The 19,449-nt window shown below is 66.2% G+C and carries 20 protein-coding genes; 5 read left to right on the top strand and 15 right to left on the bottom strand.

From position 1 onward, the window contains the following. Nucleotides 1–140: 140 nt before the first annotated feature. Together ACFVYC_RS05260 and ACFVYC_RS05255 are read left to right on the top strand one after the other, a co-directional pair. Complete coding sequence (locus ACFVYC_RS05260) at nucleotides 141–263, top strand: hypothetical protein (protein ID WP_387547526.1); 123 nt, start codon at nucleotides 141–143, stop codon at nucleotides 261–263. After that, nucleotides 260–2,626 carry a multicopper oxidase domain-containing protein gene (locus tag ACFVYC_RS05255; protein ID WP_387547523.1) on the top strand — a complete coding sequence of 789 codons (2,367 nt, stop codon included), beginning with the start codon at nucleotides 260–262 and terminating at the stop codon, nucleotides 2,624–2,626. The genes ACFVYC_RS05260 and ACFVYC_RS05255 overlap by 4 nt, the downstream gene beginning before the upstream one ends. An 80-nt stretch (nucleotides 2,627–2,706) precedes the next feature. Here the strand turns inward: ACFVYC_RS05255 and purM are convergent, their stop codons facing one another. The 5 genes from purM to uraD all read right to left on the bottom strand — a co-directional run bounded on the left by purM (nucleotide 2,707) and on the right by uraD (nucleotide 6,832). Then, nucleotides 2,707–3,867 carry a phosphoribosylformylglycinamidine cyclo-ligase gene (gene purM / locus ACFVYC_RS05250; RefSeq protein ID WP_387547520.1) on the bottom strand — a complete coding sequence of 387 codons (1,161 nt, stop codon included), beginning with the start codon at nucleotides 3,865–3,867 and terminating at the stop codon, nucleotides 2,707–2,709. Continuing rightward, complete coding sequence (purF, locus tag ACFVYC_RS05245) at nucleotides 3,864–5,534, bottom strand: amidophosphoribosyltransferase (RefSeq protein WP_387547517.1); 1,671 nt, start codon at nucleotides 5,532–5,534, stop codon at nucleotides 3,864–3,866. Before purF ends, purM begins: the two co-directional genes overlap by 4 nt. A gap of 59 nt (nucleotides 5,535–5,593) precedes the next feature. Beyond that, nucleotides 5,594–5,908 carry a hypothetical protein gene (locus ACFVYC_RS05240; RefSeq protein WP_387547514.1) on the bottom strand — a complete coding sequence of 105 codons (315 nt, stop codon included), beginning with the start codon at nucleotides 5,906–5,908 and terminating at the stop codon, nucleotides 5,594–5,596. Between the two features lie 91 nt (nucleotides 5,909–5,999). Continuing rightward, entirely contained in the window at nucleotides 6,000–6,338 is a 339-nt protein-coding gene (gene uraH, locus ACFVYC_RS05235; RefSeq protein ID WP_387547511.1) for a hydroxyisourate hydrolase, read from the bottom strand. Beyond that, nucleotides 6,335–6,832, bottom strand: a complete 498-nt coding sequence (gene uraD, locus ACFVYC_RS05230; protein ID WP_387547508.1) for a 2-oxo-4-hydroxy-4-carboxy-5-ureidoimidazoline decarboxylase — start codon at nucleotides 6,830–6,832, stop codon at nucleotides 6,335–6,337. Before uraD ends, uraH begins: the two co-directional genes overlap by 4 nt. A 267-nt stretch (nucleotides 6,833–7,099) precedes the next feature. On the opposite strand from uraD, the gene ACFVYC_RS05225 reads away from it, so the two are divergent. Further along, nucleotides 7,100–8,326 (top strand): ATP-binding protein, encoded by a 1,227-nt coding sequence (locus ACFVYC_RS05225; protein WP_387547906.1) that lies wholly within the window; start codon nucleotides 7,100–7,102, stop codon nucleotides 8,324–8,326. Between the two features lie 69 nt (nucleotides 8,327–8,395). On the opposite strand, the gene ACFVYC_RS05220 is transcribed toward ACFVYC_RS05225, so the two are convergent. From ACFVYC_RS05220 to ACFVYC_RS05205, 4 genes are read right to left on the bottom strand one after another with little or no spacing between them, the layout of a single operon-like run. Continuing rightward, the gene (locus ACFVYC_RS05220) at nucleotides 8,396–8,818 is read right to left on the bottom strand and encodes an ATP-binding protein (RefSeq protein ID WP_387547505.1); all 423 of its coding nucleotides are present in this window, start codon (nucleotides 8,816–8,818) and stop codon (nucleotides 8,396–8,398) included. Then, on the bottom strand, nucleotides 8,811–9,143 hold the full coding sequence (locus ACFVYC_RS05215) for an STAS domain-containing protein (RefSeq protein WP_387547502.1): 333 nt from the start codon (nucleotides 9,141–9,143) through the stop codon (nucleotides 8,811–8,813). Before ACFVYC_RS05215 ends, ACFVYC_RS05220 begins: the two co-directional genes overlap by 8 nt. Next, nucleotides 9,133–11,112 carry a glycosyltransferase family 2 protein gene (locus ACFVYC_RS05210; protein WP_387547499.1) on the bottom strand — a complete coding sequence of 660 codons (1,980 nt, stop codon included), beginning with the start codon at nucleotides 11,110–11,112 and terminating at the stop codon, nucleotides 9,133–9,135. The genes ACFVYC_RS05215 and ACFVYC_RS05210 overlap by 11 nt, the downstream gene beginning before the upstream one ends. Next, complete coding sequence (locus tag ACFVYC_RS05205; RefSeq protein WP_387547496.1) at nucleotides 11,109–12,221, bottom strand: PP2C family protein-serine/threonine phosphatase; 1,113 nt, start codon at nucleotides 12,219–12,221, stop codon at nucleotides 11,109–11,111. Before ACFVYC_RS05205 ends, ACFVYC_RS05210 begins: the two co-directional genes overlap by 4 nt. A 254-nt stretch (nucleotides 12,222–12,475) precedes the next feature. On the opposite strand from ACFVYC_RS05205, the gene ACFVYC_RS05200 reads away from it, so the two are divergent. Continuing rightward, entirely contained in the window at nucleotides 12,476–12,901 is a 426-nt protein-coding gene (locus ACFVYC_RS05200; protein ID WP_387547493.1) for a hypothetical protein, read from the top strand. A 27-nt stretch (nucleotides 12,902–12,928) separates the two neighbouring features. On the opposite strand, the gene ACFVYC_RS05195 is transcribed toward ACFVYC_RS05200, so the two are convergent. After that, complete coding sequence (locus tag ACFVYC_RS05195; protein WP_387547490.1) at nucleotides 12,929–13,504, bottom strand: GNAT family N-acetyltransferase; 576 nt, start codon at nucleotides 13,502–13,504, stop codon at nucleotides 12,929–12,931. A gap of 27 nt (nucleotides 13,505–13,531) precedes the next feature. Continuing rightward, a complete protein-coding gene (locus ACFVYC_RS05190; protein WP_387547487.1) occupies nucleotides 13,532–13,876 on the bottom strand; it encodes a hypothetical protein in 345 nt (114 codons plus the stop codon). A 172-nt stretch (nucleotides 13,877–14,048) separates the two neighbouring features. On the opposite strand from ACFVYC_RS05190, the gene ACFVYC_RS05185 reads away from it, so the two are divergent. Beyond that, nucleotides 14,049–15,545 (top strand): MFS transporter, encoded by a 1,497-nt coding sequence (locus ACFVYC_RS05185; RefSeq protein WP_387547484.1) that lies wholly within the window; start codon nucleotides 14,049–14,051, stop codon nucleotides 15,543–15,545. A gap of 74 nt (nucleotides 15,546–15,619) precedes the next feature. Here the strand turns inward: ACFVYC_RS05185 and bcp are convergent, their stop codons facing one another. The 4 genes from bcp to ACFVYC_RS05165 all read right to left on the bottom strand — a co-directional run bounded on the left by bcp (nucleotide 15,620) and on the right by ACFVYC_RS05165 (nucleotide 19,420). Next, a complete protein-coding gene (gene bcp, locus ACFVYC_RS05180) occupies nucleotides 15,620–16,099 on the bottom strand; it encodes a thioredoxin-dependent thiol peroxidase (RefSeq protein WP_387547481.1) in 480 nt (159 codons plus the stop codon). Nucleotides 16,100–16,179: 80 nt separating this feature from the next. Continuing rightward, entirely contained in the window at nucleotides 16,180–16,875 is a 696-nt protein-coding gene (locus tag ACFVYC_RS05175) for a winged helix-turn-helix domain-containing protein (protein ID WP_387547478.1), read from the bottom strand. 9 nt (nucleotides 16,876–16,884) lie between these two features. Beyond that, nucleotides 16,885–18,228, bottom strand: coding sequence for an allantoinase AllB (gene allB / locus ACFVYC_RS05170; RefSeq protein WP_387547475.1), 1,344 nt, complete (start codon nucleotides 18,226–18,228; stop codon nucleotides 16,885–16,887). Further along, nucleotides 18,221–19,420 (bottom strand): glycerate kinase, encoded by a 1,200-nt coding sequence (locus tag ACFVYC_RS05165; protein ID WP_387547473.1) that lies wholly within the window; start codon nucleotides 19,418–19,420, stop codon nucleotides 18,221–18,223. The genes allB and ACFVYC_RS05165 overlap by 8 nt, the downstream gene beginning before the upstream one ends. Nucleotides 19,421–19,449 lie beyond the last annotated feature (29 nt).

Below are 19,449 nucleotides of genomic sequence, written 5' to 3'. Positions count from 1 at the left end.
TTTCGGAACTAGCCACATGTTATCAATAATCATTCGCATTTAGCCACGTGCACGAAACTGGGCGTAAGGTGCAAGGTTTTCACAACTTGGAGTCTCTACGTTGGCCGTATCCCAAAATACCGTCAGTTCGGAGAGTGGTCATGGATTCCCTGCCCGGCGGGACCCTCAACAAACACCTGGAACCCGAGTTCCCGGACTGCGGGCACGAGAGTGTTCTGCGGCTCGCCATGCCGCCGGTAACCACGATGGAGGCCTTCTCATGAGCCCGCTGAACATGTACATCAATGACGGATTCCTTCCCATGGTGGACGGATCCCTGGTCTACCACCGGGGGTTCGGTGACAGGGCTACGCCCACAGCAGACAAGAACCCCGCGCTGAAGATCAGCCCGCACGTCTTCACGGCCGCCGGCGACGTAGTGCCAAGCAGGCACTACCCCCTCAATGCGGCTGTGCCACCCTTCGGCAGGCCTGTACCGTTGAGCGGTGACCCGGCGTTCGAGCGCCAGTTTCTGCCCCGGCGTGCCCACTGGGCCAGTTACTTTCCGGAGCGGACCCTGATTGCAGAAACGGGGAGTACCGTCAGCATCCGGTTGCACAACAATTTGGCGCAGCCCCACGAACTGCGGTTCCACGGTGCCCCTGCTGCCGCTCCCCGTGAGGCCCGGGCGGTGGACATCCGCAGCGGTGTTGTTGGTCCGGGACAGGCGATAACACTGGAATTTCCGGCCCCTGCACCCGGAACCTACCTCTTCTCCGACCCCGGCAACGAGCCCGTCGAAAGAACTCTGGGCCTGTACGGTGCGTTGGTGGTGATCGACCCCCGAGATGCGTGGCGCCTCAGCCCCGGCGGCATCGAGTTCGAGCGCCAATGGCTGTGGCTGTGCCACGACGTCGATCCAAACTGGGCGCGCATCGCGTCCCGGGGGCAAACGGTAAATCCCGCCACCACCCCAGCCGTCCCGCGGTATTTTACGCTGAACGGCTATTCCGGCTTCCAGGCGCTGGCGCTCACCACCGACGAGGTGTTTAACGAGCACCGGGAGGAGGACACGCTACCCTCAGGGTTTCCCCGGGAAACAGACGTGCGGAACTTCAGCGCTTCCCCCCAAGCAGGCGCGGTCCGCACAGGCCAGCTGATGAGAATGGTCAACGCCGGCATCACGGACCACCAATTGCATTATCACGGGAACCACGTCTGGACAGTGCGCGCAAACGGCTTGGACTTCCCTCGTTCCGGTGGCAGGGTCAGCCCCGAAGGCGACGTTATCCTTCAGCAGTGGGAGGACACCGTCCAGCTGCAGCCGCTTGAGACGAAGGAAGCAATGCTGCCGGTCCGGCGACCACCTGAGGTCATCGACGAAGTCTGGGATGCCAGGACGGAAGACTGGAAGTACCCCATGCACTGCCACGCCGAGCCGTCGCAGACAGCAGCCGGTGGCCTCTACCCTGGCGGGCTCATGTCTGACTGGGCACTCGCCGCTGGCCCAATACCTGAGCCCGGACTGCCAGGAACGGTGGAGGACGAGGCCCACCACACGTTCAGGAGCCAGGTGGACTTCGCCTCGGACCAGCCGAGTGAGGGCAGCCCTGAGACCGAATTCCGCCTCCGCCCGAATGTCTCGGTTGAACTGGATTTCTTCAGCAGGGAACTCGACTTCCCGGATGGCTCGGAGCACGAGGTGTGGAGCTTTGAGCACGGCAAGTCAGGGCGGCAGTTGCCGGGGCCGATCGTGCGGGTGATGGAAGGGCAGGTCTTTCACGCGACCATCAAGCCCAGCAAGAAAGTCCACACCCTGCATTGGCACGGCCTTGAGCCGGATCCCCGCAATGACGGCGTGGGCCATACATCCTTCGAGGTGTCGGGCAGCTACACGTACCAGTGGCGGCCAGACGCTGCAGAAGCCGGCAACCCGAACCGTGGCGCGGCAGGAACGTACTTCTACCACTGCCACGTCAACACCCCCTTGCATGTCCAGATGGGAATGTTCGGGGCGGTCGTCGTGGATCCCGTGGCAAACCCGGCAAGACCGGCAAGGCCGGGAACCCGCCGCCACTCCTTCGAAGGTCCTGAGTATGACATCGCCACGGAAACCCTGATCGCACCGTATTCAATCGATCCGCGATGGCATGACATGAACCACGCAGAGGGTCTGTCCGGTGAGGACGCAGGCCTTAATCGGTTCCAGCCCCGGCACTTTTTCCTGCTGGGTGGCGCCATCCCGTCCCGGCCGCGGGGCGACCGGGTGTGGGCCGTCTCCAAAATGCAGGCGAACGTGGTGACCGCCACTAAAGCGCCCACGCTGGTGCGGATGGTGAACGTGGACTACTTCCCTACGCGCACGCGGTTTTTGGACGCCGCGGGAAAGCCCGTGGCCATGGCCGAATTGCTGGGGCACGACGGCCGGCCGTTTTGGAATACCCCCGACCCGGCAGGGCCGGCCGTTCAGCCGTCCGCGGCCGGGCAACCGCTGCTGACCAGCATCCTCAAGTCCGGGGCGGCAGAAAAGTTCGACTTCCTGCTGCGTCCGCCGGCCGCTGGCAACTACACCATCGCCATAGATTTCCGGCACTGGATTACGGGCCAGGTTCTCGCCACCCGCACTGTGGCCGTGACCGCCCGCTGAACGAGGGCTCAGTGGAATCCCCAGGCTGCCCCTTGTGAGTTCCACTCAGAAGGGGCAGTTCCAGGGCACTCGATAAGGGGTTAGGCGTAGCCGTTGACCAGGCGGACCGCGCCGCCGTCCACGCCCTTGGCCCCCTGTACGTAGTCCGGGCCGGACTTGAGGATCGATTCCGAATCCTCGGTGACGGTGCCCATGACCCAGGACGGCAGGCCGCGGTCGTTCAGGCGGGACACCGCGGCATCGGCGGCGTCGGCAGAGACGATGGCCACCATGCCGACGCCCAGGTTCAAGGTGCGCTCCAGGTCTGCCAGCGGCACGTTGCCCAGTTCGGACACCAGCTTGAAGATGGCGGGCAGCTCCCAGGTGGAGCGGTCAACGGTTGCCACGAGGCCCTGGGGGAGGACGCGGGCCAGGTTGGCGGCCAGGCCGCCACCGGTCACGTGGCTGAAGCCGTGCACGGCGGAAGCGCCGGTGACGGGGAAGGTGCGGGCGAGGTCCAGGCAGTCCGCCGCGTAAACGCGGGTGGGCTCGAGGAGCTCCTCGCCCAGGGTACGGCCGAGTTCGGAGACCTGGCGGTCCAGTGCCCAGCCGGCGTGGTTGATGACGCGGCGGACCAGGGAGTAGCCGTTGGAGTGGAGGCCGGAGGAGGCCATACCGATCACAACGTCCCCGGCGCGGACCCGGTCCGGGCCGAGGAGTTGGTCGGCCTCAACGACGCCGGTGGCGGCACCTGCGACGTCGTATTCGTGCTCACCCAGAAGGCCGGGGTGCTCGGCGGTTTCGCCACCCACCAGCGCTGTGCCGGCCACGGAGCAGGCTGCGGCGATGCCGCGGACAATGTCGGCGATGCGCTCAGGCACTACCTTGCCGCAGGCGATGTAGTCCGTCATGTACAGCGGCTCTGCACCCACCACCACGATGTCATCCACCACCATGCCCACCAGGTCGAATCCGATGGTGTCGTGGATGTCCATGGCCTGGGCGATGGCAACCTTGGTGCCCACGCCGTCGGTGGACGTCGCCAGCAGCGGCTTCTTGTAGGTCAGGAGCCTGGAGACGTCGTAGAGGCCGGCGAACCCGCCCACCCCGCCGATCACCGAGGAGTTGTGGGTGGCCTTGATGGCACCCTTCATCAGCTCGACGGCGCGGTCGCCGGCTTCAACGTCGACGCCTGCCGAGGCGTAGGTGATGCCGGCGGTGTTCCCGGAGGTGTTGCCGGAGGCGGGGGCAGCGGAAGTCATACGGACTCTTTCTTGTCAGCGCCGGCGGCGGCGTGTACGTCTGGCACAAGGTCGGCTTCGGTCAGCAGGTTCTCAAACTCGGAGTCGGGTCCGGGATCGCAGCCCGTGGCGCCGGCCTTTTCCGCCGGGTCTTCCTCGGAGTCCACAGCCAGGGCCGCGGTGACTCCCGGAAGGGCGGACGGCGAAGGCTTCAGGCCGCCAAGGTCCGTGCGTTCCAGCAGGTTCTTGCCCAGCTTGTCCGCGCCCGGAAGCTCGATGGGGTACTTGCCGGTGAAGCAGGCAGTGCAGAGCCGTTCGCGGGGCTGCCGGGTGGCATCGATCATGCCGTCTTCGGAGATGTAGGCGAGGGAGTCGGCGCCGATGGCCTGGGAGATTTCCTCGATGGTGGCGCCGTTGGCGATCAGTTCCGCGCGGGAGGCGAAGTCGATGCCGTAGAAGCAGGGCCACTGCACGGGCGGGGAGGAGATCTTCACGTGCACGGACGCGGCGCCGGCTTCGCGGAGCATCCGGACGATGGCACGCTGGGTGTTGCCGCGGACGATCGAGTCGTCCACCACTACCACGCGCTTGCCGCGGATTACGGACTCGAGGGCGTTGAGCTTGAGCCGGATGCCCAGCTGGCGCAGCGTCTGCGAGGGCTGGATGAACGTGCGGCCAACATAGGAGTTCTTGACAAACCCGTGGGCGAAGGGGATGCCGGATTCTTCCGCGTAACCCACGGCGGCAGGCGTGCCGGACTCGGGAACGGGAATAACGATGTCCGCCACCTGCGTGTTTTCGCGGGCCAGCTGGCGGCCCATCTCCACACGGGACTCGTACACGGAGCGGCCCGCGATGGCGGCGTCCGGGCGCGCAAGGTAGACGTACTCGAAAACGCAGCCCGCCGGCGTCGGCTCCGCAAAGCGCTGGGACCGCACGCCCTGCTCGTCGATGGCGATGAATTCGCCGGGCTCAATCTCGCGGATAAAGCTGGCGCCCACGGTGGCGAGCGCCGACTGCTCGGAGGCGACAACCCAGCCACGCTCCAGCCGGCCGAGGACCAGCGGGCGGATGCCGTACGTGTCCCGGGCGGCGTAAAGGGTGCCCTCATCCATAAAGACGAAGCAGAAACCGCCCTTGATCTTGGGCAGCAGTTCTATGGCGGTCTCTTCGAGTGACTTGCCGGGCTCGCCCTCAAGGAGTGCCGTTACCAGGGCGGTATCCGAGGTGTTGCCCTGCTTCATCTCGCCGGTGAGCTGATCGCCGTTGCGTTCCTGGATCATGGCGTTGAGCTCGGCCGTGTTGGTGAGGTTGCCGTTGTGGGCCAGGGCCACCGTTCCGGTGCTCGTGGCGCCGAGGGTGGGCTGGGCGTTGGCCCAGTGGCTGGCTCCGGTGGTGGAGTACCGGCAGTGGCCCACCGCCAGGTGCCCGGTGAGCGTGTTCAGGGTGGTCTCGTCAAAGACCTGTGAGACGAGTCCCATGTCCTTGTAGACGTTGATCCGGTTGCCGTCGCTGGTGGCTATACCAGCCGACTCCTGACCGCGGTGCTGCAATGCATACAGCCCGTAATAGGTAAGTTTTGCTACTTCTTCACCTGGTGCCCAGACTCCGAAAACGCCACAGGCGTCCTGCGGGCCTTTTTCGCCAGGGAGAAGATCATGGGAAAGTTTTCCATCGCCGCGTGCCACTGGTCGATTATCTCACGACATGGGGTAAGACTTTTCCGGCGGCCCGTTTGTGACCGGAGCTAAGGCTGCGAATCCATGTCCGGCTCGGAGTCCGGGACGGACTCCACCACGGCCCGCTGCTGCCGCTTGATGCTGCGCCGGTCCAGGATCAGTGCCAGTACAGCGCCCAGGACGGCGCCGGCGCCGGCGAACAGCACCAGGAAGAATCCGAACACCGAGCCGGGGTCGAAGCTCTCGCTCGCCGGCAGCCCGTAGGCCACTGCGGCGGCCACCCCGACACCCACCAGTGCGCCCAGGATCAGGAAGGGCACGTACTTGGGCGCGCGGCGGACGGTGATCTCGCGGCGCTCGGCAGGGGGTTGTTCAGAAGGCATGCCTTAAGCCTACATTTTCCACCGTTGCCCTATCAGATACGGCTGTCAAAACCCCGGTTTGGGGACCGTAAGTGATAGGGCAACGAGGGGGTCAGCTGCCGCGGTATGTGGAGTACGCGAAGGGGCTGAGGAGGAGCGGGACGTGGTAGTGCTCGGGTCCCGTGACTTCGAACACCAGGTCCACCTCGGGGAAGAATGTGGCGGTCTGCAGGCCTGCGTAGTAGCTCCCGGTGGCGAAGTTGAGCTTGTAGTTGCCGGGTGCCAGCTGCTCCGGGCCCAAGTCCTTCGCGCGGCCGTCGGCGTCCGTGGTGGCGCCGGCCAGTTCCTGCCAGCTGCCGCCGTCGTTTTTGTAAAGCACGACGGCGACCCCCGCCGCCGGGCGTCCGGCGCCGGTGTCGAGAATGTGGGTAGTGACGTGGGAGACGCTCATTCGGTGATCAGTCCTTCAAGCCGCAGTACGGCGATTTCGCGCAGCTGCTGGGCCACTATGGTGTCTTCTTCTGCGGGGGAGTTTTCCAGCCGCTCCTTCAGGGCCTGCAGGATTTCGGGGGCGGTGCGTCCGGCGGCGCGGATCAGGAAGACCCGGCCGAACTTCCGCTCGTAGTCCCTGTTGCCCTGGGCCAGGGCCTCGGCGAGGTCGGCGTCCGCGGGGTCCACCCCGGCCTGCTCGGAACGCGACATGGACGCCTCGGTGGTGGCCGCCGTCGGACGTTCACCGATGCGTGGGTGGTGCGCCATGGCGGACTCAACCTCGGCGGGAGTGAACGGGTTGGCGGCCTCGGAGGCGAACGCCAGGAGAGCGTCCGTGGAAGGGAACGGCCGGGCGGCGGCAACCGTTTCCACCCAGCGGTGGACGTCGATGCAGGGCCGGAGGGTTTCCGCGGCCCTTGCGGGGTCTGCGGTGTTGAATTCGGCAAGCTTCATGCTGGCTGGTTCCTCAGTGACAAATGCTGGCATCCACGGTGACGGCTATGCGGAGGCCGGGTTATCCGGCGCCGAGTCACCAGCCGTACCGGGCACTCAGCTTCCGCATCATGGAACTGTTATTTCAGCATACGTAATATTGAAGTGGAGCAATCCGGTGGTGTCAAGAGGCTACAGCAGTTGTCAGGCCCGGCCGGTATTATCGCGGGAGAGCCGAAGGCTCAATGTCAATGCTGGGGAAAGCACAGGAATATGGACGGCACGGCTATGCAAATGCTGACCGATCAGGATGCCGCGCGGGAGCGTGGGCTGCGGGAGTACGGGCTGATGCCTACTGCCGCCGGGACGGCTCCCGTGGTGACTGACGCACAGGCCAGGAGTGCGCTGGACAACCTGGTGAGGCTGGCCGCGTCCTTGTGCGGGGTGCCGTACAGCGTGGTCAACATCATCACCTCAGACCAGCAACTGCAAATCGCGGCTTCCGGGATAGACCCGGGAGCGTGCTCCCGCCAGGACTCCATGTGCGCGAAGGTCTTTCTGTCCGGCGGGACAACAGTGGTCCGGGATGCCTCGGAAGACCCGCGGTTCGCTGCCAACCCCTTCGTCACGGGGGAAATAGCCAACGTCCGCTTTTACGCCTCGGTGCCGCTGGAAACCTCCTCGGGACTGGTGGTGGGCTCCCTGTGTGTTTTCTCCAACCACCCGGAGCTCCCCACCCTCGAGCAGCTCAGCCTCCTGGAAGTGCTGGCCCGCCAGATGGTGGAGCTCCTCGAGCTGCAGCACCGCACCCTGCAGCTCAATGAAGCCCTGGCCGAGCTGGAGCGCAGCAACACCATGCTCGCTGAGTTCGCCGCGCGGGTCAGCCACGATCTCCGGGCCCCGCTTACCACCATCCTGGGGTATGTGGAACTGGCGGAAGACGATCCGGACATCCACCCGGACCACCCGGCTGTGGATTACCTGGAACACATTGGCAGCGGAGGGCGGCGCATGCTGGTTACGCTCGACGACGTCCTGGACTACTCCCGGGCGGACGGAAAACTCAATCGGGAACGGCTCCCCTTGCTGGCAGTAACGGCCGAGGCGGCCCAGGACCTGGGTGTTGACCTGGGCCTTGCCAGCGGCATCCTGTGCGAGGACGCCGAGCTCTTGGCAGACCGCGCCCAGCTGCGCACGCTGCTGCAGAATCTGCTGGCCAACTCGATGAACTACCAAAACCCCGGGCAGGGGCTGCGCGTCACAGTCAGCGCCAAGGCAGGGCCCAGGGGAATGACCTTGAAGGTGGCCGATAACGGCAAGGGCATCCCGGTTTCGGACCGAAAGAAAGCCGTGGAGCCTTTGGTCCGGCTGAACCGGCCGGGCGACGGCCCCGGGACAGGGCTCGGCCTGGCCACCTGCCGCCGGATCGCGCAGGCGCACGGCGGAGAGCTCAGCATCAGCGACACTCCAGGCGGCGGGGCCACGGTGTCGGTGACGTTCCCCCAAGTGCCCTGATCCCCTGGAGTTTTGGACGGATACGGGGACTGACAGCCTTCAAGTCCCCGTATCTGTCCGAAAACTCACTCAGCCCTGCGACGTCCGGGACAGGACCCACGTGTTGGTGCCGTCCTGGCGCTCGAAGGTCACGGTGGTGACCAGCGCCTGGATCAAAGCCAGGCCGCGGCCGGACTCGGCGTCCTCGCCTGGCGTCGCCGGTTCCATCGGGCCGAACGGCGGCCTGGCGTGATAAGCGCTCACTCGGGCCTGCAGGAGCGTGGGCCTGACGGAGATGTCCACGCCGAGCTCCACGGGTTCCTGCCCGGCCGGTTCCGCGTGCTGGACGATGTTCGACGCCGACTCGATGACCGCCGTCGTAAACGTCATCTGGTCCATGTCCTGGACAAAGGGTACGTCGAGCCACAGGCTGTCCAGGTCATTGTGGACGGATTCGATCGCATCCTCGGCCGCAAGCCCCCTGAAGCTGCGCGACGCCAGGACCTCAGTCATTGCTGAACGCCTCTTCGGCCGATCCGTAAGCGGTGAGGACCTTGTCCATGCTGGTCAGCTGCAGGACCATTTTCACCTGCGGCTGGACGGCGGCGATCCGAAGGTCCCCGCCGGCCTGCCGCGCCGCCTTGAGGCAGCCGATGAGCGCTCCCAGGCCTGAGGAGTCCATAAACGCCGTGTTTTCCAGGTTCACCACAATGCGGTTGGACCCGCCGGCGATCACGTCGGTGACAAACTCGCGCAACTTCGGCGCGGAGACCATGTTCAGCCGCCCGTCCGCCTTGACCTCCGCATACGAGTCCTTGACCTCATAGCTAAACTCCATCGGGATTCCTCTCTGTGTTCATTTGGTCTGCGGGATCCGGTGCCGGTTCGTAACCCTTGTAAAGCACTGCGCGTACCAGGATGCTCATCACCACCAGGTCGAAAATCACCCAGGCCACGTTCACCAAGGTGCCCAGCGGCTCCGCGAGGCCATTGGCCAGCCGGATGATTCCGACGACGGCGGCCACGGCAAGCAGCACGGACACCACAATCTGTGGCTGGATCAGGCTCCAGCTGGGGCCGCCGCTCTGGCGGGCCTTGGGGGTGACGGCAAACCCCAGGGGACGGCCGAACCAGACGTTGCGGGCCGCCGTCGAGCACGCCTTGATCCAGGTGGGGAACAGCGCCAGGCTGTACTGCTGGCCGCGCCAGGTGGGGATGCCCCGGCCCGCGACGGCGAACAGCAGCTGGTTGACCACCATAAACGGGATGAACCGGATGAAGAAGTCCCAGCTCAGGCTCGTCACCGGCAGGATGCCCAGCAGCAGGTAGATGATCGGCGCGGCGAAGTAGATGACGGCCGCGTAGCCGCTGAGGTAGGTCCACATGGTGGCGAAGTACATCAGCCGTTGCCCCAGCTTGAGGCCCTTCTGGACCAGCGGGTTTTCGCGCAGCAGCACCTGGATGGTGCCCTGCGCCCAGCGGAGGCGCTGGGTAAGCATGGTTTTCAGGTCCTCCGGCGCGAGCCCGTAAGCGAGGACTTCATGGTGGTAGACGCTCTCCCAGCCCATTGCGTGCATGCGCATGGCGGTGGCCATGTCCTCGGTGACCGAGATGGTGGCCAGCGGCATCACCGGCTGCGCTTCATCATTGCGTTCCACGGACAGCGCGTCCAGGACAGCCTGTACGGACTCCAGTGCGCCCAGCGGCGACCAATCACGGGCGGACATGCGCTGCACGGCATCGTCCGCCACAACGGGGACGCCGGACTCGCCCACGTGGGCCATTTCCATGGCGGCGATCTCTTCGAGGTCAGCCTGGAGGGCTTCGACGTCGGCCATCACCAGGGTCTGCACGGCCGCGTCCACTCGGCGGCGCACCCGGTAGGTAATCTCGCTCAGGGCCCCACCGGCTTCCAGCTCCTGCTGGGCCTCGCGCGTGGCGGCCTCCACTTCGTCGAGCACCTGGGCCACCAGGGGTGTCTCCATGTCCGCCGACTTGCGGGCCTGCCTGATGGCTGACCGGGAGGCGGCCAGTGCCCGGCGGATGCTCTTCTCTGTTTCCTTGACGTAGCCCACCAGGCCCAGCTGCATCAGGGCTTCGCGGCGCAGGATGGCGTTGGAGCCGCAGAAGAAGGCGGCGTTCCAGCCGTCCTTGCCCTGCTGGATGGGGCCGTAGAAGAGCGGTGCCTGGCTGCCGAGCGGATCGCTCGCCGGTACGTTGCTGAAGTACTGCGGTGTCTGGACCAGCGCCACCCGGCGGTTGTTGAAGTAGCCGAGGGTCTTTTCCAGGATGTCCGGCTCGGGGATCTGGTCCGCATCCAGGATCAGGAGGAACTCGCCGTGGGTCTGCATCAGGGCGTTGTTCAGGTTGCCGGCCTTGGCATGCCGGGGGAGGTTGGAAGTCCAGTCCTCGCTGCGGGTGACATAGCCCAGGCCGTGCTGCTCCGCTAAGGCCTTGAGCTCAGGGCGGGCGCCGTCGTCCAGGATCCAGGTGCTGTGCGGGTGCCGGATCTTCTGGGCTGCCAGAGCCGTGCCCATCACCATGTCCAGGTCTTCGTTGTAGGTAGTGATGAAGACGTCCACGGTGGCATCGTGCGGTGGCGGTGGGGCGGCTTTGCGGATCTTCAGCTTCCACACCGTCATGCCAAAGAGCATGACGTCGATGAGGCTGTAGGTTTCGGCGATCACCAGCGGCACGGCAATCCACCAGGCATCCCAGTTCAGCGATGCCACCCAGCGCCAGGCAATGTAGTTGACGCCGGTGATGATGGTCAGGACCACCACCAGCCGGGTCCAGAAACGCGTCACGCGGCCCCTTCCTCCGGCAGCCGTCGGACCACAACCACCGTAACGTCATCCTCCGCGGTCTCTGCCGGCGCCAGGGCAAGAATGGCGCTGCTGGCTGCCTGGGCTGAATCATGGCTTTGGGCTGCGCCGCGGACGGCTTCCGTAAAGTCCTCCACCGACTCGAAGACGTCCAGCACACCGTCGCTGACCACCACCAGGGAATCACCCGGGGCGAGTTCCAGCGCTGACTGCGGCCACTGCGATCCGGCCCAGGCGCCCACCGGCGGGCCGCCGGAGGGGAGCCGGTCAGCAGCCCCGCCGGACCGGACGTGCAGCGCAAGCCCATGCCCGGCGTCGACATAGCTGACTGTCCCGGACGCCGCGTCCAGCCGCGCGTGGAACAAGGTGACAAAGGAGTTCGAGGAGTCCAGGTCCGCAGCGATGGCCTTGCTGGCCGAGGCGAAGGCGCCGTCGAGGTCCTGGCGGCGGCCGGTGGAACGCATCACCGCGCGGACCGTCGCGGCGATGAGCGCCGCTCCCATGCCTTTGCCCATGGCGTCGGCGAAGGTCAGGTGAAGCCCGTCCGGGGTCTGGTACCAGTCGTAGAAGTCCCCGCCCACGCTGCGGGAGGGGCGGAAGATGCCGGCGACGTCGTAACCCTCGACGCGGATGTCCTCCTTGGGCAGGAGGCTCTGCTGGACTTCGGTGGCGCGTTCCAGGTCACTGCGTGCGGCCGAATCCGCGGCTGCGGACGGGCGGCGGCGGAACAGCGCGTTAATGCGGGACTGCAGCTCACGGGGGCTGAACGGCTTGCTGATGTACTCGTCCGCCCCGTTGTCCAGGCCGGTCAGCTTGTCCAGTTCGTCGGCACGGGCGGTGAGCATCACGATGAAGGCGTCCGAGAATTCGCGGAGCAGCTTGCAGACCTCCAGGCCGTCGATGTCCGGCAGATTCAGGTCCAGCGTGATGAGATCCGGCTGGTGGCGGCGGACTTCTTTGACGCCCGGCAGGCCGGCGGCGGCCTCGGTGACGTCGAAGCCCTGCTTGACCAGGACGCGGACCAGCAGGCCGCGGATATCCGGGTCATCCTCGATGACAACGGCACGACGGGTTTCGGGGGGAGAGACCATAGCTCTACTTCTACCGTATTAACCGCAACAGGGCATGTCGCAGGGCTTGCTTCATTTCGCTTGCCTGTTGGCTTGCAACGGCGGAACACGGCCCGCCGGCAGGCGCTTCGGCCGGATCTTGCGCTAATCCTGGCACCTGCTTGTCCGGATGTTGAGGAAGGGGCGGGACACTCGAAGGCAGGAACAGCTTGCATCAGGCGAGGGTCAAAGACGACCCGTCAGTGGGCTGGACGGCCTGCAGGAGGGGAGCAGCCATGGGATGCGTCGAAACCAAGGACCGGACGACGGCGGATGCCGCCGCCTCTGCGGGTTTGGACGTTGCGGGTGCGGCGGCTGCGGAACTGGCCGCAGCAGGAACGGCCGCGGAGGCGGTGCCCGGCGAACTGCTGCGCACTGCCATGGACAAGGGCAGGGCATTCCTTCGGGTCTACGTCCACTCCCGGAAGGTGCGCGCTGCGGCCGATGCCCTGGCGCAGGCCCTGGCCGATTCACGGGAGGCATCCAGTTGGCCCGGGGACCGGCTTCCGGTGGGCGAAGAGATGTCGGCTCAGGTGGAGAAGCTGACGCACCGCCTCAAACTTGAAACCGAGGCGCATCACAGGCTGGAGGCGCTTTTCAGGAGTGTGGACCTGGGGCGTCTGGCGAAAGAAACATGGCCCATGGGCCCAGCGGCTGGCTGACCTCTGCGGCCGCTGTCCCGCAACCGTTCAATCCAGCAGGTTCAGGCGCATCAGTACCCTCGGAAAACCGTTGAGTACCGACTCCGTGTCCGCAGCCTTGGTGAAGCCGGCGTCCTCGAAGAGCTTCCGGGTGCCGACGTAGGCCATGGTGAGGTCGACCTTCCGCCCGCCGTTGTCCACGGGATAGCCCTCGATGGCCGGCGCGCCATATTTTTTCGCCAACTCGATCGCGCCCTTCAGCAGGTGGTGGGATATTCCCTTGCCGCGGTGCCCTGGCCGCACGCGGATGCACCAGATGGACCATACGTCCAGGTCGTCCACGTGCGGGATTTTGCGGTTGCCGGCGAAACTGGTGTCGGCACGGGGGTGGACCCCTGCCCACCCGACTACCTCGCCGCCGTCGTACGCCAGGACCCCCGGCGGAGGATCCTGTTTCACCAGCTGTTTCACCAGGTCTCCGCGTTCCGTCCCGCGCAACGCCTGGTTCTGCTTGGACGGAATGCGGTAGCTCAGGCACCAGCAGACATTGGCATCGGGCCGCTTGGGCCCCACCATCGTCCGGACATCCTCGAAGCCGGTGGCCGGACGGACCTCGATCGCCATTCGGCCATCCTGTCACCGGCCCGGGAGTCAGGCAACGGCGTTGGCCAGGCCCGCCTGGATTTTGTCCATGGTCTTGTTGTAAGAGTCGGTCATGTCGATGCCCAGGCGATCGGCAAGAACGAAGATCCACCACAGAGATTCGGACAGCTTGTGCTCCAGCTCCGAGGTGGGGTTACCGTCAATGTCCCATGTTCCTTCCCGGGCCAGCAGAAGGCGGCCGATGTAGCCCACGTCATTGCTGAACCCCAACATCAGCTCATGGTCCGACCAGACCTTCCCGTTCAGGCGCTGCTCGAGAATCTCATAGAGGGCGCGCACTTCCAGGGCACGGTCACGGGCATCAGCGAGGGCAGCATGCTTTGAGGCAGACATTGGCGTCCTTGAGGTTGTAGGTAATAGGCGGAACGCGACCCGGCACGAAATTATTGCCGCGTACCGTCATACGGACGCGTGACTACGCCTCTGGTGCGGCGGTTCACGGGTCCCGAAGGACGGCCCTGCTAAACCCTGTCGGCTCTTGCTGGTTCTCATTACACTGGGACGCATGACCGAGCAGGAACCGGCCCGGGGCAGGGCTGCTGCGGCTTCCGACGGCGGCACGGGACCTGGCGAGGACCGCACCGTGACTGCCAATCCCGCTGGGGCCGGCGGGGCCAGGCAACTGACTAACAGCGACGCCGTCGACACCTCAGTGCGCAGTCCGGCGGAAAGATCCCGTACTTTCGCCGGGATCCTGGTGAACACTGCGCTCGCCAACATCACCACCAGCTACCTGTGGTTTGCCCTGACGTTTTGGGTGTACCTGGAGACGCGCAACGTGATCGCCACCGGGGTGGTGGGCGGCGCCTACATGCTGCTGATTGCCCTCTCCAGCATCAGTTTTGGCACCTTCGTGGACCGCTACCGGAAGCTGGCCGTGATGCGGTTCGCGGCCGTCTTTACCCTGGTGATGTTCGTGCTGGCGGGGGTGGTGTTCCTGCTGACCCCCGTTTCCCAGCTGCTGGACCTGACGCAGCCGTGGTTCTGGATCTTCACCCTGGTCATCCTGATCGGCGCGGTGGTGGAGAACATGCGCAACATCGCGCTCTCCACCACCGTCACGATCCTCATCGAGCCGGACCGGAGAGCCAACGCCAACGGGCTGGTGGGCATGGTGCAGGGGCTGATGTTCCTGATCACCTCCGTGCTCTCCGGGTTGTCGGTGGGGCTGCTGGGCATGGGCTGGACCATCGCCGTCGCCATCGTGCTCACGGCGCTGGCCTTTGCACATTTGCTCACCCTCCGCATGCCCGAGGAAGTGAGCGTCGCGGCCACGGATGCGCACGGCGGGTTCGATCTTCGCGGCTCCTACGCCGCCGTGCTGGCCATCTCCGGACTGTTCGCGCTGATCCTGTTTTCCACGTTCAACAACTTCATTGGCGGCGTCTACATGGCGCTGATGGATCCCTACGGCCTGGAGATGTTCCCGGTGGAGCTGTGGGGGATCTTCCTGGCGGTGGGCTCCAGCGGATTCCTTGTTGGCGGGGCGCTGATCGGCAAGTTCGGCCTCGGGTCCAACCCGCTGCGCACGCTGCTTATTGCGGTGGTGGCCATGGGGGTCCTGGGCGCGGTGTTCACCCTGCGCGAGTGGGCCTGGCTGTATATCGTGGGGATCTGGCTGTACCTGACGCTGGTGCCCGTTGTGGAGGCGGCCGAGCAAACGGTCATCCAGCAGGTGGTTCCGCTGCCGCGGCAGGGAAGGGTGTTCGGCTTCGCCATGGCGTTCGAGTCCGCGGCGGCGCCGGTCACCTCGTTCGTAATCGCGCCCCTCGCCCAGTTCTGGATCATCCCCTACGCGCGGTCGGCCGACGGCGCGGCCCAGTTGGCCCCGTTGCTCGGCGAGGGCACCTCCCGGGGCATTGCCCTGGTGTTCCTGGTGGCCGGGATCATTATGGTCATCGCTGCGCTGCTGGCATTCCTCACGCCCGTTTACCGCAAAGTGTCGGCTGAGTATGCGGAGGCAGCGGCGGAGGCTAAGGCGACAGCGGACACCGACGCTTAACGCCCGGACGCTCCAGCAGGTGCGAGAGCGTCAGGTGGAAAGCGGCAGGACGTGCGAGAGCGTCCGGGGGAGGGTTAGATGCCCAGGGCTTCCTTGAGCGCTGCGACGTGGCCGTCGGCCTTCACCTGGTACTGGACCAGCGTGACCTTGCCTTCGGGGTCCACCACCACGGTGGAGCGCACGATGCCTTCGACAATTTCGCCGTTCACCAGCTTCTCGCCCCAGGCGCCGTAGGCCAGGGCGACGGCGTGGTCCGGGTCGGAGAGCAGCGGGAAGGTGAGGGCGAAGTCCCCGGTGAAGCCGGCCAGCGCCTCGGGGGCGTCGGGGGAGATGCCGATGACCTCATAGCCCTTGCCCTGCAGAGAGGCCAGGCTGTCGCGGAAGTCGCAGGCCTCGGTGGTGCAGCCTGGGGTGGCGGCCTTCGGGTAGAAGTACACAATGACGTTCTTGCCACGGTAGTCGGCCAAGGCAGTCTCGCGGCCCTGGGCGTCCTGAAGGGTGAAGTCAGGGGCCTCGGTTCCGGGCTGCAGCTTGGTGGTCAGGGTGGGGCTCATGGTGTTCCTTTGGAAGACTCGGTCATTAATGGCCAAACATCAAGTGAAGCGGCTTGCCGCTTAGTCATACAACTCCGGCGTCATATGCAGTATTCCGCCGGGCCCCGGACAGTTGCGCAGGAACCCGGCATAAACCGGTACCCGCCGCCGCGGACCGTTGCCACGGCATGGCGCGCATTGCCCAGTTTCCGCCGGATCCGGCCCACGTAAACATCGATGGACCGGGCCGAGGCGCCGGGGGTTTCAAACGAATCCAGGAACTCCTGGAGTTCCTCCCTTCCCACAGTGCGGGAGAGGTGGGTCACCAGGTACCGGAGCACTTTGAACTCGACGCCGGTCAGCGGCACCGGGCGGCCGTCCAGCAGGACCTGGTCGGCGGCAAGGTCCACGGCGACCCGGCTCACGGGGCCGGCCGACGGCGGCAGGCGGGTGCCGCCGTCGTCCTCGCCTAGTGCCCCTCCACCGGGTGCCGTGGGACGTGCGCCGGGGTTCTCCGCCGCGGAAGGAGTGCGGGAGGAGTGGTCTGCGGCTCCTTCCGTGGCGGAGACCCCGGACGTGGGGGCTCCGGCGGCAGGCCAGAGGACTTCCGCCTCCGGAGCAGTTTGAAGGGCCCGGGCAAGGACCAGTTGGGCGGCGCGGGCCAGGTGTTCGGGGCTGGTGCCTTCCCCGGGAACCACCCACACGGCGAGGCCGCGGGCGGCAGCCCCGGAGGTCAAAGCGGGCCGTGCACATCCGGGACGCGCCGCCGTCCTCGGGTAATGGGCTTCCACTGCCATGGCGCGTCCTTAGACTCCGCCGCGGCGGATCAGCTTGCCCGTGGGGGTCTGGCCGTCCACCACGGTGCCGCGCAGGAAGGTCCTGCGGACCACTCCGGAGAGGGCCTTGCCGTCGTAGGGGGTGATGGGGTTCTTGTGCTTGAGCTTGGACACGTCCACCACGAACGCCTCGTCCGGGGCGAAGATGGCGAAGTCAGCGTCGTAGCCCAGGGCGAGCTGGCCTTTGTTGGACAGCCGGGCTAGGGCTGCGGGTTTTTCGCCCATCCAGGACACCACCTGCTCCAGCGGAATACCGCGGTGCCGTGCTTCGGTCCAGATCAGGGACAGGCCCAGCTGCAGTGAGGAAACGCCGCCCCACGCCACGGCGAAGTCACCGTTCTCCAGGTCCTTCAGGTCCAGGGTGGAGGGGGAGTGGTCCGAGACGATGCAGTCGATGGTCCCGTCCAGCAGACCCTGCCACAGCAGCTCCCGGTTGGAGGCCTCGCGGATGGGCGGGCAGCACTTGTAGGCCGTGGCGCCGTCGGGGATTTCCTCGGCCATGAGGGTGAGGTAGTGCGGGCAGGTTTCCACGGTGAGCTTCACGCCGTCGCGCCTGGCCGTTGCAATCATGGGCAGCGCGTCCGACGACGAGAGGTGCAGGATGTGCGCCCGCGCACCCGTCCAGCGGGCCCGTTCGATCACCTCGGCGATGGCCTTGTTCTCGGCACCGCGGGGGCGGGAGGCAAGGAACGTGGAATAGTGGTCGCCGCCGGGATGCGGGGCGCGGTCGATGGCGTGGGAGTCCTCGGCATGGACGATCATGAGGGAGTCGAAGGACTTCAGCTCGGCCATGTCCTCCTCCATCTCGTCCGCGTCCAGATGCGGGAACTCGTCCACGCCCGAGTGCAGGAGGAAGCACTTGAAACCGAACACACCTTCGTCGTGCAGGGCGCGCAGATCGCCCTTGTTGCCGGGGATCGCGCCACCCCAGAAGCCGACGTCGATGAACGCCTGGTCCTCGGCCACCTCGCGCTTGAGCTTCAGGTTTTCCACGGTGGTGGTGGGCGGGACGGAGTTCAGCGGCATGTCGATGATGGTGGTGACGCCGCCGGCGGCTGCGGCGCGGGTGGCGGAAGCGAACCCCTCCCACTCGGTGCGGCCGGGCTCGTTGACGTGGACGTGGGTGTCCACCAGGCCGGGGATCAGGGTTTCGTCGTCGGCCAGCTCAATGACCTCCGCCCCTGCCAGGGCGTTGCCCAGCGGTTCGAGGGCAACGATTTTTCCGCCGCGGACACCCACTTCACGCGGGGCCAGGCCGGCGGTGGTGAGGATGCGCCGGCCCCGGATCACGAGGTCGTAGCGTTCTTCAGACATGGAGGTCCTCCTTGGTGCTTGCGGAACGGGACAGCTCGTTCGCTGCCAGCCTTCCACTGATCTGCGTGCCCAGCTGCTCCAGAAGCGGCGCTGCCTCTGTTATGCACCTGTCTACATTGCTTTCGAGTTCGGTCAAAGCGTAAACGTCCTCGAAACCGGCGGCGCCCGCCTGGCCCTCTTCAAGGGTGGTCCGACCGCACACGGCGATCACCGGAACACCCTGCGCAGCGGCTGCCCTGGCCACGCCCATAGGCGTCTTGCCCAGCAAGCTCTGCTCGTCCAGGCTGCCTTCGCCGGTGATTACCAGGTCTGCCCCGGCCAGTCTCTCCACCAGCCCGGTGAATTCGAGGACGACGTCGATGCCCGGGCGGCGCGTTGCGGCCAGGGCCGCGATGGCAGCGTAGCCAACGCCTCCCGCTGCTCCGGCTCCCGGGGCTTCCGCGGCCTTGATGGCGCGGTGACCGATTTCCCTGGCCAGGACTTCGACAAACCTGGCCAGGGCGGCGTCGAGCAAGCCGACGTCCTGTTGTGTGGCGCCCTTTTGCGGGCCGAAAATCGCCGCGGCGCCCTGGGCGCCCAGCAGGGGATTGTCGACGTCGGACGCCAGCACAAAGCGTGTGTCCCTCAGCCGGGCATCAAACCCGCTGAAGTCGATCCGGTCCAGGCGGGCCAGTGCGGCACCGCCTCCCGGAAGTTCATTGCCCTCGGGATCGAGGAACCTGGCACCGAGGCCCTGGAGGACCCCGGCGCCGCCGTCGGTGTTGGCGCTGCCGCCAACGCCAAGGATGATGCGGTTGCAGCCGGCGTCCAGGGCAGCGGCGATGAGCTGACCGGTGCCCAGGCTGGTGGCAGTTCGCGCCGCCGCGGGGCCTGGCCGTCCCCCAACCAGTGCCCCCGCGGGGAGCAGGGCCAGGCCCGAGGCCGCCGCCATCTCGATGACGGCCTCATTGCCCCGGACGGCGAAGTCGGCGGTGACCGGTTCGCCTGTCGGTCCGGCAACCACCGCGCTGCGGCGGGTGAAGCCGGAGCCTATGGCGGCGTCCAGGGTGCCCTCACCGCCGTCGGCTACCGGGATCCGGAGAACTTCGAGGTTCCCGCCGGCCCCGCGCTGCAGCCCCTTTTCCAGGTGGCTGCAGACCTCGGGGGCTGAGAGGGACCCTTTGAACTTGTCCGGGGCAATGACGATGCGCATGGCTGTCTTTCCTGTTCTAGGCGCGCAGG

It is taken from the genome of Pseudarthrobacter sp. NPDC058329, from assembly GCF_042879835.1.
Taxonomy (GTDB): Bacteria; Actinomycetota; Actinomycetes; order Actinomycetales; family Micrococcaceae; genus Arthrobacter.
Note: the sequence above shows the minus strand (reverse complement) of the source record. Positions and strands in the feature narration are given on the sequence as shown.